This is a genomic window from Microbacterium sp., assembly GCF_036277215.1.
In the GTDB taxonomy this organism is placed as follows: domain Bacteria; phylum Actinomycetota; class Actinomycetes; order Actinomycetales; family Microbacteriaceae; genus Microbacterium.
The window spans coordinates 1-13,121 of the sequence record NZ_DASUNI010000212.1; the positions used below are offsets into that span (position 1 = coordinate 1).

Sequence of the window (13,121 nt, forward strand, 5' to 3'; positions counted from 1 at the left end):
CCGTTGTAGTCGCGACGGGCGGGACGCTCGTCGCTCGAGCGCTGCGGGCGATCGTTGCCGTACGGGCGCGACGGGCGGTCGCTGTTGTAGTCGCGTTTGGGCCGGTCGTCGAACGAGCGGGCGGGGCGGTCGCTCCCGTATTCGCGACGGGCGGGACGCTCGTCGTTCGAACGCGCGGGGCGGTCGTTGCTGTACGGACGCGCCGGACGGTCGTTGCCGTACGAGCGGGCCGGACGGTCGCTCCCGTACTCGCGACGGGCGGGACGCTCGTCGTTCGAGCGCGCCGGACGGTCGTCGTAGGAGCGAGCCGGCCGGTCGCCCTGGGAGTTCGTGCGGATGCCGCGGGCCTCATCGCGGCCGGCGCGCTGCGTCGACGTCCAACGGGTCTTGGGCGCGCCGGACGGGCCTTCTTCGACGGCGCGGTAGCCGCGATGGCTGGGGCTCTTGCTGCCGGGCTTCTGGCCGCCCCCTGAGCGGGTGCGCTCATGGAACGGTGTCTTCTTCTCGCCGTAGCGCGGCTCGAAGTTCGGTCGGCCGCTTGCAGGCTTCTTGCTCTTGGGCATGGTGGTGTCCTTCTGGGTTGTCTCAGGTGTGAGAACAGCACTCCACAGTTCGCGCGCAGATATCGTCCGCATCAGCTTGCGCTGCGCACGGATCTCACTGCCGCGAAGCCGCATCTGCGGCACGGAGTTGCCCGGACTGTCTTCGGCCGGGGGCCATTCAACGTGATGGTCGCCGGAGCGGATTCGCTCCCACCATCGGCCCCTTGGACTCACAAACCCATCCGCGCTGCATGCGCGGTGTCCAGAGCCGACCCTTCACAGTAGCGGATGCCGCGAACGCGAGCCTGTGAGGATGCCGGTGCATGCGGCATCCCCGCCCTACACTCAAGCCATGACCGCGAAGGCCGCATCAAGACACGCCGACGGAATGCCGCCGGCCCGCACGGTGGGCGCCGAGTCGGAGGCGGTCTACGCTGCCGGCGCCGCCGGCGTGCTGGGCGCGATCTACGGGCTCGTCGTCTCGCTCGTGCTGCCCGACCTGCCGCTCGCCAACGCAGAGGGCGCCTTCGGTCTGCTCGCTGCGATCGGAGCTGCGGTCGTAGCCGCCGCCTCCTCGGGGACGGGCTACTGGCGCTCGCGCAATCGCCCGGGCCAGGAGTGGCGTCGAGCGCTCCCTTCGTGGGAGTTCACCGTCAACACCCTGTCGGTGGTGATCGTCCACACCGCGCTCGCGTTCCTCGCGACCTACGCGGGCTACCGTCTGCTGGGCCTCGGCTTCATCGGGCTCCCGGTCATCACCTTCTGGGCGATCGTCCTGATGGCCGTGACCCTCGGGCTCTCGGCGTACATCGTCTACCTCTCCGTGTCGCGCGTGACGACGCAGCGGATGTCGACCCTCCTGATGGCGTTCATCGTGATCGGCACGCTCACCGCCATGATCACCTCGCCGGATCCCGAGTGGTGGAAGGTCCACTTCAGTCAGCTCGGCACGTTCGACGACCTCTCGAGCTTCGTCTTCAACGGCACGCTGATCGCGGGAGGCCTGCTCGTGACGACGTTCGCGGTTTACATTGCGAACGATCTGCAGCAGCTCGCGGCCGACGGCGTGCTGACGAATCCGCGCTCACCGCGCATCGTCTCCACGCTGTTCGTGATCATGGGCATCATGCTCGCGTTCGTCGGAATCGTCCCCGTCGACGTCAACCTCCTCATCCACAATCTCTCGGCCACCGGCATGGCGCTGATGTTCCTCGCGCTGCTGATTGCGGGGCCCAAACTGCTGCGAGGGATGCCGCGCACCTATTTCCTGTCGAGCTGGGCGTTCCTGGCGGCGACGGTCGCCTCGGTCGTCCTGTTCGTCGTGGGATACTTCTCACTCACGGCGTTCGAGATCCTCGTGTTCGCCTTGATCTTCGGCTGGATAGCCGTCTTCATCCGCTTCCTGGGAGTCACGGGGCAGCGGGAGTGAGGGTGATTGCGTCGGAATGATTCGCCGGATTCATTCCCGGCGCGATACATTCGACCCAGAAGGGTGCTGTGGGGGGCGTGCCAGGGCCCAACCAGCGCTGACAGCCCAGGGGGGTAGGCGGCTGAGGCCCGGGGTGTTTCGCAGGGCGGGAGCGCTGTCGCTCCTCGCGTACGAAAGGCCCAGTCCCGGTGGCCCTCCTTGTTCTGACCGTCCCCACGCTACCTGTAGCGCGGCTTCGCGCACTGCACCAGAACACCCGCTCCACGCAGGTCGGTTTTCTGACCGCCGCGGTGCTGGTCGGTGGGACCCTGCTGTCGATTCTCACCACACCCGACCCGCTGTGGTGGCACCTGCACTTCAGCCGCCTCGGCACCTTTGCGGTCTTCTCGGGCTACCTCTTCAATTCCACACTGATCGCGACCGGCGTGGGGGTCGTGCTCTTCGGGTGGCGGCTGCGCGTTGAGATGGTGCGCCACGCGGGAACGGCCGTGCTCACCAGCCGTCGGTCGGCAACCCTGATCCCGATCCTGGTCGTGCTCATCGGCATCCATCTGTCGTTCGTCGGCGTGATCCCCCAGAACACCAACGAGTTCCTGCACGACCGCGCTTCCACCGGAGCCGTCTTCTCGTTCACCGCCATCCTGCTGTCCAGCCGGTGGATGCTGCGCGGAATGCACCGCGGCGTCGCCCGTGCCTCGCGCCGCGTCGGACTGGGGCTGGTCATCGCCGTCACGGTATACATCTCGGGCTTCATCAACCTCGCGGCATTCGAACTGGTCGGTTTCAGTCTGATCTTCTTCTGGCTGCTGTTCTTCGCCCGCAACCTCGGGCGCCCCGCCGACGAGCCCCGGCGCGTTCGGTCACGACGGACCGGCAGCATGGAAGAGACCGTCGTGGTGGCTGCCCGCCGCGTCGACAGCATCCCGTCTGCCGCCCGCGGGCCGGTGCGGGGCGCGCCGGCTGTCGGCACGCACCCGCGCCAGAGTCATCGAGCCCGGCGCCTTCTCGGCGGTCAGCGAACAACCCCCCAGCCGGCGCTGGAGCACCACCACCGAGCAGGTGCCGGCCGGCCGCGGGTGGATCGGCGCTAACGGATCCATCGGCGCCGCCGTCGCGCTCGAATCGGCACCGCGGCACGGGTTCCGCCTCCTGGCCCGTGTTTCTTCACGTGCCCGCAGGGTGAAGACGGGCCGGGAGGGATGTCGTCAGCGCGAAGCGTCGTCGGCGCTCTCGTCGCCGGACAGTTCCGGGGCGAGCGCGGCGGAGGAGGCCTCGTGCTCCGGCGGCGCGACGCCGGGGTCGTCGTCGGATGCACCGCCGGCCGCGGCGGCAGCCGCCTCCTCCCGCACGCGCAGTTCGCGGCGGGTGAGCGCGTGCTCGGAGGCGGTCGCCGCGCCCGCGCCGACGAGCGCAGGTTCGAGTGCGCCGGCCTCGGCATCCGCCCCGCCCTCCCGGCGTGCGGCGCGACGCTCTCTCGCACCTTCGACGAGGTTGTAGAGAGTCGGCAGCACCAGCAGGGTCAGAATGGTCGAGGACACGAGCCCGCCGATGACGACGATGGCGAGCGGCTGCGAGATGAAGCCGCCGTGGCCCGTGATACCGAGGGCCATGGGGGTCAGCGCGAAGATCGTGGCGAGCGCGGTCATGAGGATCGGTCGCAGTCGTCGCGATCCTCCGGCGACGGTCGCATCGTGCGCCGACAGACCCCTGGTGCGGTACTGGTTCACGAGGTCGACGAGCACGATGGCGTTCGTCACGACGATGCCGATGAGCATCAGGACACCGATGAGCGATGCGACGCCGAGCGGAACGCCGGTGATGATCTGCAGCAGGATCGCGCCGGTCGCCGCGAACGGCACCGAGACGAGCAGCAGGAGCGGCTGACGCAGCGACTTGAACGTCGCGACCATCACGATGTAGACGATCAGGATCGCCGCGAGCAGGGCCAGACCGAGCTGGGTGAAGGCATCCTGCTGCTGCGAGATCACTCCGCCGAGGGCCGCATCCGCCGAGTCGGGCAGGTCGGCTTCGGCCAGCGCCGTGTTCACCGAGGCGGACGCGGTGGTGAGGTCGTCGGTGGAGGGCGTGACCGTGACCGTCGCCGTGCGCTGACCGGCCTCGGTCGTGATCGAGGTCGGCCCCTCGGTCTCCTCGACTGTGGCGATCTGGGAGAGCGGGATCGGGCCGGCTGTGCTGGGAACGGTGAGCGCCCTGAGCTCTTCGAGCGTCGCCGGCGTCTGCGACGCGGCGAGGTAGACGGTCAGAGCGGTGTCGTCGATCTCGACGGTGCCGATCTGCTGAGGCTGCATCGTGTTCGACACGAGCACGCCGACGGCCACCTCGGAGAGGCCGAGCGCCGCCGCCTGGTCACGATCCACGGTCACCGCGATGAACGGCAGGGATGCCGCGAGGTTGCTTGAGACCTGCCCGATGCCCTCGGCGCCCTCAACCGAGGCGACGACGGCATCCGTCGCTTCTTGCAGGGTCGCGGAGTCGGGAGCGGTCACGTCGATCTCGATGTCGCTGGAGCCGAAGCCGCCCCCGCCGCCGGCCACGGTGAAGGTGCCCGCGTCGTCCAGGTCGCCGACCGCTGCCTGGACCTCTTCGCGCAGTGCGACCTGGTCGGCGTCGGGGTCGGTGGTGATGGAGTACGTGATGCCGCTGCCTCCGCCGGTGAAGGCATCGCGCAGCGCCGAACCGCTCGAGCCGATCGACACCTGGACGGTCTCGATGCCGTCGAGGTCGAGCAGGATCGCCTCGACCTCGGTCGACGCGGCGTCCTCGGCTTCGAGGCTGGGCGCAGCGCCGATGTCCTGGGTCATCGTGAACGTGTTCTGGCCGGAGTCGCCGAGGAAGTTCGTCTTCATGAACGGCGCGGCGGCGACGGTTCCGGCGAGCACGAGCACGGCGAGCAGCACGGTGATCCACGAGTGCTCGAGCGTCCACCGCAGGATCGGGAGGTACGACTTCTGGAGCCGGCTGGGCGGGGCGGCGGGGTCTTCGGCGTCGATCTCGCGGCCGTCGGCGTCCAGGATCGGCTTGCCCGGACGCAGGAACCAGTACGCGAGGACGGGCACGATCGTGAGGGCGACGAAGAGGGATGCCGTCATCGCGATCGTGACGGTGAGCGCGAACGGGCGGAACAGCTCGCCCGTGACGTCGCCCACGAAGGCGATAGGCAGGAACACTGCGACGGTCGTGACGGTCGAGGCGGTGATGGCCGCCGCGACCTCGCGGACGGCGCGCAGGATCGATTGCAGCTTGTCGGCGTCACCGACGTAGTGGCGCTTGATGTTCTCGATCACGACGATCGAGTCGTCGACCACGCGTCCGATCGCGATCGTGAGGGCACCGAGCGTGAGGATGTTCAGCGAATACCCGAACGCCTGGATGCCGATGAACGTGATCAGAACGCTCGTGGGGATCGAGATCGCGGTGACCAGCGTGGCGCGCACCGACAGCAGGAACACGAGGATGACGAGCACCGCGAAGAACAGTCCGAGCAGGCCCTCCTGGGCGAGCGCCTCGATGGACTGCTGAATATAAGGAGCCTGGTCGAAGACGACCGTGAACTCGGCGCCGCCGAGGCTCTCCTCGAGGTCGGGCAGCACGGCGAGGACGCCCTGCGAGACGTCGACCGTGTTCGCGGCCGGCAGCTTCGTGACCGCGATGGTGAGGGCCGGCTGGCCGTCGACCCGCGAGATCGTCGTGACGGGATCCTGGTCGGCTGCGACGGAGGCGACGTCGGCGATCGTGACGGTGCCGGCTTCGAGCTGTGCGGGGCCGGACGGCACCAGCGGGAGCGCGGCGATCTCGTCGACCGACGTGAGCTTCGAGCCGGTCTGCACCGTGAGGGTCTGGCTGTCCTCGGTGATCTCGCCACCGGGGAAGAGCACGCCGTTCTGGTCGAGCGCGTCGCGGATCGCCTGCTGCGAGTACCCCGCGCCCGCCAGTGCGGCCTGGTCGGGGGTGATCGTGACGCGCTGACCGACGCCACCGACGATCTGAGCCGTGTTGACCCCGGCCACGTCCTCGAGCTCGGGAACGACGGTCGATTCGAGCTGAGCCTGGATGGTCTGCTCGTCCTCGTAGCCGGTGACGGCGAGCTGGATCACCGGGAAGTCGTCGATGCTCGCCGAGATCACGTTCGGCTCGATGCCCTCGGGCAACTGGGTCTCGATGCGGTTGATCGCCTGATTGATCTTCTGCTCGGCCGTGGCCAGATTGGTGCCGTACGTGAACGATGCCTGGATGATCGAGGCGTTCGTCGTGCTGGTGGCAGCGGTGGACTCCAGGCCGGGTATGCCCTGGATCGCCGTCTCGATCGGGACGGAGACGTCGTTGCTGACGACCTCGGGCGACGCGCCCGGATAGGTCGATACGATCACGAGCTGCGGGAATTCGATCGACGGGATGAGCTCCTGCTTCAGGCTCGTCAGAGCGAGCCCGCCGAAGACCGCGGCGACGATGGTGATCAGGGCGATGAGCGCGCGGTTCTTGAGGCTCAGGACGGCGAGGTTCGACACGGTGGCCTTAGCTGTGGTGCAGATCGGATGCCCGGGCGATGCGCCGGGTCGGATGCCGCGATGCGGCGGATACGTGAATGTATCGAGTCCTCAGTATTCCATGTCGGCAAGCCCGGATACGCCGTGAATCCGCGGATCCCGCGACAGGGCCGGCGGGCTAGAAGAGGCTTCCGAGCGCGAGACCCAGCGCGGCCGCACCGACGCCCAGCACCAGTGTGCCGACCGCGTTCAGCGCGGCTCGGCGCCCACTGCCTCCCTGTGCCAGCAGGACCGAGTCGAGCGAGACCGCGCTGAAGGTCGTGTAGCCGCCGAGGAGCCCCACGCCCACAACCCAGGCGACCTCGTCGGCGATCCACTGCGCGCCGATTCCCGTCAGCGCGCCCAGCGCGAAGGAGCCGGACACGTTGACGACCAGGATGCCGAGGGGGAAGCGCTCCGGCGCGCGACCCACCACCAGCACGTCGACGAGGTACCGGAGCCCCGCCCCGACGCCGCCGGCGACCGCGGCAGCGACCAGAACCCAGAAACTCACGAGGACGGCTCCGGATCGGCCGCGCCGGACCGATGCCGCGGCCGCCGCGTCACGTAGAGACCCAGCGCGGCCGCGGCGAGCCCCGCCGCGACGGATACCACCGCGAGCAGAGCACCCGCGAGAGGAGAGGAGCCGATCAGGACCGCGGTCTGCACCGCGAAGGAGCTGTACGTCGTGAAGCCGCCCAGGACGCCTGCTCCGAGGAACGCCCGCAGCAGCGGCCGCCCGCTCCCGAGCCGTCCGACGACGAGACCCAGCGCGAAGGAGCCCAGGACGTTCACGGCCAGAGTCGCGGCCGGAAGCGTCGGCGAACCCGGCTCGCCGGGCGGGAACGGCAGCAGGACCAGCTCGCGGGCCGCGACGCCGACCGCACCACCCGCGACGACGACCGCCAGCATCCGCAGATGGAAGACGGTTCGGCGCGGCACGCCCCCACAATAGGCGCCGCGCCCGAGGCGAACGGTGTCAGCCGAGCAGCAGCCGCTGGATCGCGGACTCCGGCGACGTGTTCAGTTGGAGCAGCTCCCCGCGCTGATACGCCGAGAAGACACCGGGATCGATGTAGCTTGCGCGGGCCACGGCCGGGGTGTTGCCGAGCGCGTCGGCTGTCGCCCGCACGGCGAGCACTTCGGCCCGCTTGCGGTCCTTCGCGCTATCGACCGTGCCGATCCGCGCGAGCGCCTCGGCGGCGAGGATCGTGCCGCGCAGCGTGCGGAAGTCCTTCGCCGTGAAGGCCCCGCCGGTCAGCGAGCGCACGTGCGAGTTGACGTCGGCGGGCGTGAGCGGAACGCGGCGGTTGCCGCGACGATACGACAGGAGCGGCGAGCGCGGCCGGCCGATGCTGAGTTCGGCCATGAGCTCGGCCAGATCCTCGTCGTCGATCTCCAGCAGGGCGCGCTTTCCGCTCTTGCCGGGAAAGGACAGCGTGATCAGCGGCGCTGCGACCGTGGCGTCGCGCCGCTGCAGGGTGGTGAGACCGCGGCTGCCGTGCCGCTCCAGGTAGCGCGCCGATCCGATCCGCGGTGCGGCCTCGTCGAGCAGACGGAAGGAGCCCGCGAGCACCCGCTCGCGGTCGAGGTCGTCCCGTCGCAGGGCGGAGGTCACCCGCCCACGGGCGCGGGGCAGCGCGGCGGCGAGTTCGAGAGCGCGAGAGAACTTGCGCTGATCCCTACGAGCTCGCCACCGCGGGTGATAGAGGTACTGGCGGCGACCCGCGTCGTCGACGCCGACCGCCTGGATGTGCGCCGACGGGTCGACGGCGATCCAGACGTCTTCCCACGCGGGTGGGATCACCAGCGCGCGGATCCGCTCACGATCGGCTGGCGACGCGGCCGAGCCGGCCTCGTCCACGTAGCGGAAGCCGCTGCCCGACCGGACGCGTCGGTAGCCGGGATCTTCTCCCGGGCGCACCCGGACGAGTCTTGGCACGTCGTCTCTCGTCTTCTGTCGTCGGTGCGGCGTGCGGGTCAGTGGGTGCGGAGCATCGTGATGAGCTCGGCCTTGCGCTTGCCCGAGTAGCCGCTGATCCCGAGTTCCTTCGCGCGCGTGCGCAGGCGCGGCACGGTCCAGTCCTCGTAGTCGCCGGCCTTGCCGCCGCGTCGGCCGACCGCCTTCGCCCCGTCACGGTCGACCGCGTTGGAAATGCGCGCGGCCTTCTCCTTCGATGCACCCTGGTCGCGCAGCTCTTCATAGAGCCCACGATCCTTGAGGCTGCCCGACCCTCGTCCCTTCGGCATGCTCTCCTCCTCAGGTCAGTTCCGACCGTACGTCCGCCGCGAATGCCGCTGGGAGGGCTTGACAGTCTCGAGATGCGCGGATATCCGCCCGTTACGAGCCGTGATTCCGCGGGTGAAGAGGTCTCGAATGCGTATCATCGCGGCTCGACACGCGTCAAGCCCCTCGCATTCGAGCCTCGCGCGGTGCCATTCTGTAATCGTGCCGCAGAGGCATCCGGGTCGCGCCACAACCTCGCAATCCGGCGACAGAAGGAGAAGCCTCCATGAACCTCGCCTTGATCATCATCATCGTCATCGCGATCATCCTCGCGATCTTCGGCGGCCTGAACTCAGCGCTGAGCTGGCTCCTCTGGGTCGCGATCATCGTCGGCGTCATCGCGCTGATCGTGTTCCTGTTCCGAGTCATCAGCGGCAACCGCCGCACGTGAGTTCCGAGGTCGTCCGGTGAAACGGCGACCTCATCTCCCCTCGGGGAGCAAATGGATGCCGCGTCCCGACAGTCTCGTCAGGGCGCGGCATCCGTCTTGCCCGGCGCAGCGTCAGCTCACGCGGGCCCCAGCCAGATGGTGCACTCTCCCGGAACGACACCGAACGGAACCTCCGCGCTCGACAGCACCACGCCGCTCGTCGCCTCCAGGTCGGCAGGGGAGAGTTCGTAGTCGTCTGCGCCGAAGTTCGTGACGACGGTCCACCCGTTTGGCCGCACGAACTGCAGTACGTCGGCGCGTCCGGTCTCGACCCACTCCAGCTGCTCGTCGGTCTGCAGCTCGTGCCGCAGCGCGAGCGCGCGACGGTAGAGCGTCAGCGTCGAGTGCGGGTCCTGCTCCTCTGCCTCGACGGAGACCTCGCCGAACCAGCGCGGCTGCGGAAGATGCGCGTTCACGCCGCCGAATCCGAAGGACTCACCCGTGCTGGTCCACGGCAGCGGGACGCGGCATCCGTCCCGGCCGACATCCACGCCCGGGCTGCGGAAGAACGTCGGATCCTGGCGGAAGACATCCTCGATCTCGGCGACCTCGTGCAGCCCCAGTTCCTCGCCCTGGTACAGGTAGGCCGACCCGGGCAGCGCCAGCACGAACAGGGTGGCCGCGCGCGCTCGTCGCAGGCCGCCGGCCCGGTCGAGCACCGGCTCACTGCCGCCCGACAGCAGCCACTCGTTTCCGTGCTTGAGAGTGGGCCGCCCGTCATCACCGCGTTCCGGATGCGGGAGGCCGTACCGGCTGGCGTGCCTGACGACGTCGTGGTTGGACAGCACCCACGTCGTGGATGAGTCGGATGCCGCGGCCAGCTCCAGGTTGTCCTGCACGATGCGCCGGAACTGGGCTGCATCGAAGTCCGCCTCGAGAAGGTCGAAGTTGAACGCCTGCCCCAGGCTCTCGGGGCTCGCGTACAGCGGAATGCGGGAGCGGTCCACCCACGCTTCCGCCACGGCCGTACGCGGCGGGCTGTATGAGTTGAACACCGCCCGCCACTCGGCGTACACCTCGTGCACGTCGTCCCTGTCGTGAGTGGGATGCAGGCCGTCCCGGGGCAGGGTGTCCAGGTCGGCCTGCGAGGGCAGCGGCTCGGTCAGGTCCTTGGTGAGCATGTGCGCCACGTCGATGCGGAAGCCGTCGACGCCTCGGTCGGACCAGAACCGCAGGGTTCGGACGAAATCCGCGCGCACGTCGGCGTTGGCCCAGTTGAGATCGGGCTGTTCGATCGCGAAGTTGTGCAGGTACCACTGGCCGTCGGCGACGCGCTCCCACGCTGAGCCGCCGAACGCCGACACCCAGTCGGTCGGCGGCGCGGCACCGTCGGGTCCGCTGCCCTCACGGAAGATGTAGCGGTCGCGGGCCGCGGAACCCGGACCGGCGGCGAGCGCCTCCTTGAACCATTCGTGCAGATCAGACGTGTGGTTCGGCACGATGTCGATGACGACCCGGATGCCCGCGGCGTGCAGCGCCTCGAGCATCGCGTCGAAGTCGTCGAGCGTGCCCAGGCGGGGGTCGACGTCCCGGTAGTCCGCGACGTCGTATCCGCCATCGGCCAGGGCGGAGGGATAGAACGGGCTCAGCCATACGGCGTCGACTCCGAGTGCCCGCAGATACGGCACACGGGATGTCAGCCCCGGCAGATCTCCGAGCCCATCGCCGTTCGCATCGGCGAAGCTGCGGGGATAGACCTGGTAGACGGCGGCTTGACGCCACCACGCGGCGTCCCCGTTGTCGAGGATGGACGAGGCGAGGGAGTGCACGGGGTTGGTCACGGAGACCGAGTTCCTTTCGTAGGTGCTGCGTGTCAGGCGGGGAGCCTCATGCGGGTGCCTACGCCGGGGACCGGGGCGCTAGGACTCCGTGTCACCCCTTGACGGCGCCCTGCGTCACGCCCTCCATCACCCATCGCTGGGTGAAGAGGTAGACGATGATCGCCGGGGCCATGGCCATGAGATACGAGGCGAACGACACATTGTAGTTGTTGCTGAACTGCGTCTGGAAGATCTGCTGAACCACCGGCAGAGTCTGCGAGCTGGGATCGGAGATGATCAGCGAAGGCATCATGAAGTCGTTCCACGATGCGAGGAACGCGAAGATGCCGACAGTCGCGCTCATCGGAGCCAGCAACGGGAAGATGAGCTGCCAGAACGCCTGCCAGGTGCTCGCCCCGTCGATGCGAGCGCTCTCCTCCAGCTCCAGCGGAATGGAGCGCAGGAAGGCCGTGAACAGCAGCACGCTGAAGCTCATCTGGAACATGATGTGCAGGATCGTCACCCCGACCGGATTGTCGAGCCCGGCGAGGCCGGTCAGCTGGATCTGCGGCAGCGCCAGGACGGGAAACGGAATGAACATCGCCAGCAGCAGGTAGAAGAACGACCAGCGGAACAGTCTCCGATCCCAATTGCGGGCGATCGCGAAGGAGGCGACGGCCGCGAGCAGGATCGTGCCGGCGACCGTCGCCGCGGTCACCAGCGTGGTGATGGTGAACGCGAGCGGGAAGTTGGTCAGGTTCCACGCCGTCACGAACCCGTCGACACTGAAAGGCGCGGGCAGCGAGAAAGCGTTGCCGTCCACCGCCTGCGACTGCGTCTTGAATGCCATGGAGAGCGTGACGTAGAGCGGGACGAGGACGGTGATCGCACAGAGCGCGATGATGATCGTGCCGGGCCAGTTGACCCGCTCCATGGTGAACCGGCTGGCGCGTTTCGGCGCGCGACCTTCGAGGATCTCCGCGCCCTCGATCTCCTCGATCACGAGGGCTGGCTGAACCGACATCAGAGCACGCTCCTTCCGCGGGTGAGGCTGAGTTGCAGCAGGGCGATCGCAACCGTGATGAGGAAGAAGATCGTCGCATTGGCCATCTGGTACGCATAGTCACCGCTGGTGAATCCGGTGACGATCGTCATCGCGATGCTGCGCGTGGCCGTTCCAGGACCGCCGTTCGTGAGTCCGACGATGATGTCGTAGGCATTCAGATATCCCTTGAAGCCCAGGATCACGTTGATCACGACATAGCCCGCCACGAGCGGAAGCGTGATGCGGGTCATCTGGGCGAACTTGCCCGCCCCGTCGATGTCGGCCGCCTCGTACACGTCGCCCGGTATGGAGAGCAGACCCGCGATATAGATGAGGAGCGTTCCCGGGATGGCCTGCCATGCGGTCACGATCACGATCGCGATCCAGGCGAGGTCGGGATTGGCCAGGATGCTTTCGCTGAGCCAACCGACGCCCAGCGCCTGCCCCAGGGCGGGCACCGAGTTGGAGAACAGGAAGTTGAACACGAAGGCGATGACGATGCCCGAGATCACCATCGGGATCACGAAGATCGTTCGCAGGCCCGTCTTCAACCGGATCCTCGACGTCAGGCCGACAGCGAGAAGGAACGCCACCACGTTCACGAGGACGACCGTCACGGCCGCGAAGCCGAATGTGAAGATGTAACTCTGCAGGATCGCCGGGTCGCTGAAGGCCGCGATGTAGTTGATGAAGCCGACGAACTCCCAGTCGCCGAAACCGATCGAATTCGTGAAGCTGAAGAAGATGCCGATGATCGCCGGCAGCGTGATCGAGAGCGTGAAGAGGATGAGGCTCGGCAGCAGGAAGAGGTAGTAGATCCCCTCGACCTTCTGCTTCTTCACGCGCGGGACCGAGCCGTGCGCGGTCGCGGGCGGTTTGGTGAGATCGAGGTCGACGTCGCCTACTGTGGTGGCCATTTTGCTGTCGTTCCCTTCTATTGCCGAAGGGCCAGCCGGGCCCAGTCCGCGTCCATGGTCGAAAGCGTCGACTCGACGTCGCTGCCGAGCACGACTCCCTGCAGATAGTTCGCGGCAGGGATCGTCAGCGGGATCTGCTGCGAGGCCCCCTGGTAGAACGCCGCCTC

The 13,121-nt window shown here is 68.1% G+C and carries 11 protein-coding genes and 1 pseudogene; 3 read left to right on the forward strand and 9 right to left on the reverse strand.

What is annotated here, in order from left to right; all coding sequences use genetic code 11:
• Positions 1-563, reverse strand: a pseudogene (locus VFX99_RS10790) (ATP-dependent helicase); the annotation flags it as partial.
• Positions 564-894: 331 nt separating this feature from the next.
• Between VFX99_RS10790 and VFX99_RS10795 the strand changes: the two are divergent.
• A complete protein-coding gene (locus VFX99_RS10795; protein ID WP_329666297.1) occupies positions 895-1,971 on the forward strand; it encodes a DUF998 domain-containing protein in 1,077 nt (358 codons plus the stop codon).
• A gap of 188 nt (positions 1,972-2,159) precedes the next feature.
• Positions 2,160-3,062, forward strand: a complete 903-nt coding sequence (locus tag VFX99_RS10800; RefSeq protein WP_329666298.1) for a DUF998 domain-containing protein — start codon at positions 2,160-2,162, stop codon at positions 3,060-3,062.
• Between the two features lie 114 nt (positions 3,063-3,176).
• Here the strand turns inward: VFX99_RS10800 and VFX99_RS10805 are convergent, their stop codons facing one another.
• The 5 genes from VFX99_RS10805 to VFX99_RS10825 all read right to left on the reverse strand — a co-directional run bounded on the left by VFX99_RS10805 (position 3,177) and on the right by VFX99_RS10825 (position 8,765).
• Complete coding sequence (locus tag VFX99_RS10805; RefSeq protein WP_329666299.1) at positions 3,177-6,497, reverse strand: efflux RND transporter permease subunit; 3,321 nt, start codon at positions 6,495-6,497, stop codon at positions 3,177-3,179.
• Between the two features lie 157 nt (positions 6,498-6,654).
• Positions 6,655-7,029: a fluoride efflux transporter FluC gene (locus VFX99_RS10810; protein WP_329666300.1), complete on the reverse strand. Its 375-nt coding sequence runs from the start codon at positions 7,027-7,029 to the stop codon at positions 6,655-6,657.
• Positions 7,026-7,457, reverse strand: a complete 432-nt coding sequence (locus VFX99_RS10815; RefSeq protein WP_329666301.1) for a CrcB family protein — start codon at positions 7,455-7,457, stop codon at positions 7,026-7,028. The genes VFX99_RS10810 and VFX99_RS10815 overlap by 4 nt, the downstream gene beginning before the upstream one ends.
• Positions 7,458-7,494: 37 nt before the next feature.
• Positions 7,495-8,457 (reverse strand): DNA topoisomerase IB, encoded by a 963-nt coding sequence (locus VFX99_RS10820; protein WP_329666302.1) that lies wholly within the window; start codon positions 8,455-8,457, stop codon positions 7,495-7,497.
• A 38-nt stretch (positions 8,458-8,495) separates the two neighbouring features.
• Positions 8,496-8,765 (reverse strand): DUF7218 family protein, encoded by a 270-nt coding sequence (locus VFX99_RS10825; RefSeq protein ID WP_329666303.1) that lies wholly within the window; start codon positions 8,763-8,765, stop codon positions 8,496-8,498.
• Positions 8,766-9,028: 263 nt separating this feature from the next.
• Between VFX99_RS10825 and VFX99_RS10830 the strand changes: the two genes are divergently transcribed.
• A complete protein-coding gene (locus VFX99_RS10830; RefSeq protein WP_257500857.1) occupies positions 9,029-9,193 on the forward strand; it encodes a hypothetical protein in 165 nt (54 codons plus the stop codon).
• A gap of 116 nt (positions 9,194-9,309) precedes the next feature.
• Here VFX99_RS10830 and VFX99_RS10835 read toward each other — a convergent pair whose 3' ends face one another.
• From VFX99_RS10835 to VFX99_RS10845, 3 genes are all read right to left on the reverse strand, one after another.
• On the reverse strand, positions 9,310-11,013 hold the full coding sequence (locus VFX99_RS10835) for a glycoside hydrolase family 13 protein (protein WP_329666304.1): 1,704 nt from the start codon (positions 11,011-11,013) through the stop codon (positions 9,310-9,312).
• 91 nt (positions 11,014-11,104) lie between these two features.
• Complete coding sequence (locus VFX99_RS10840) at positions 11,105-11,926, reverse strand: carbohydrate ABC transporter permease (protein ID WP_414684364.1); 822 nt, start codon at positions 11,924-11,926, stop codon at positions 11,105-11,107.
• An 89-nt stretch (positions 11,927-12,015) separates the two neighbouring features.
• Entirely contained in the window at positions 12,016-12,954 is a 939-nt protein-coding gene (locus VFX99_RS10845) for a sugar ABC transporter permease (RefSeq protein ID WP_329666306.1), read from the reverse strand.
• Between the last annotated feature and the right edge of the window lie 167 nt (positions 12,955-13,121).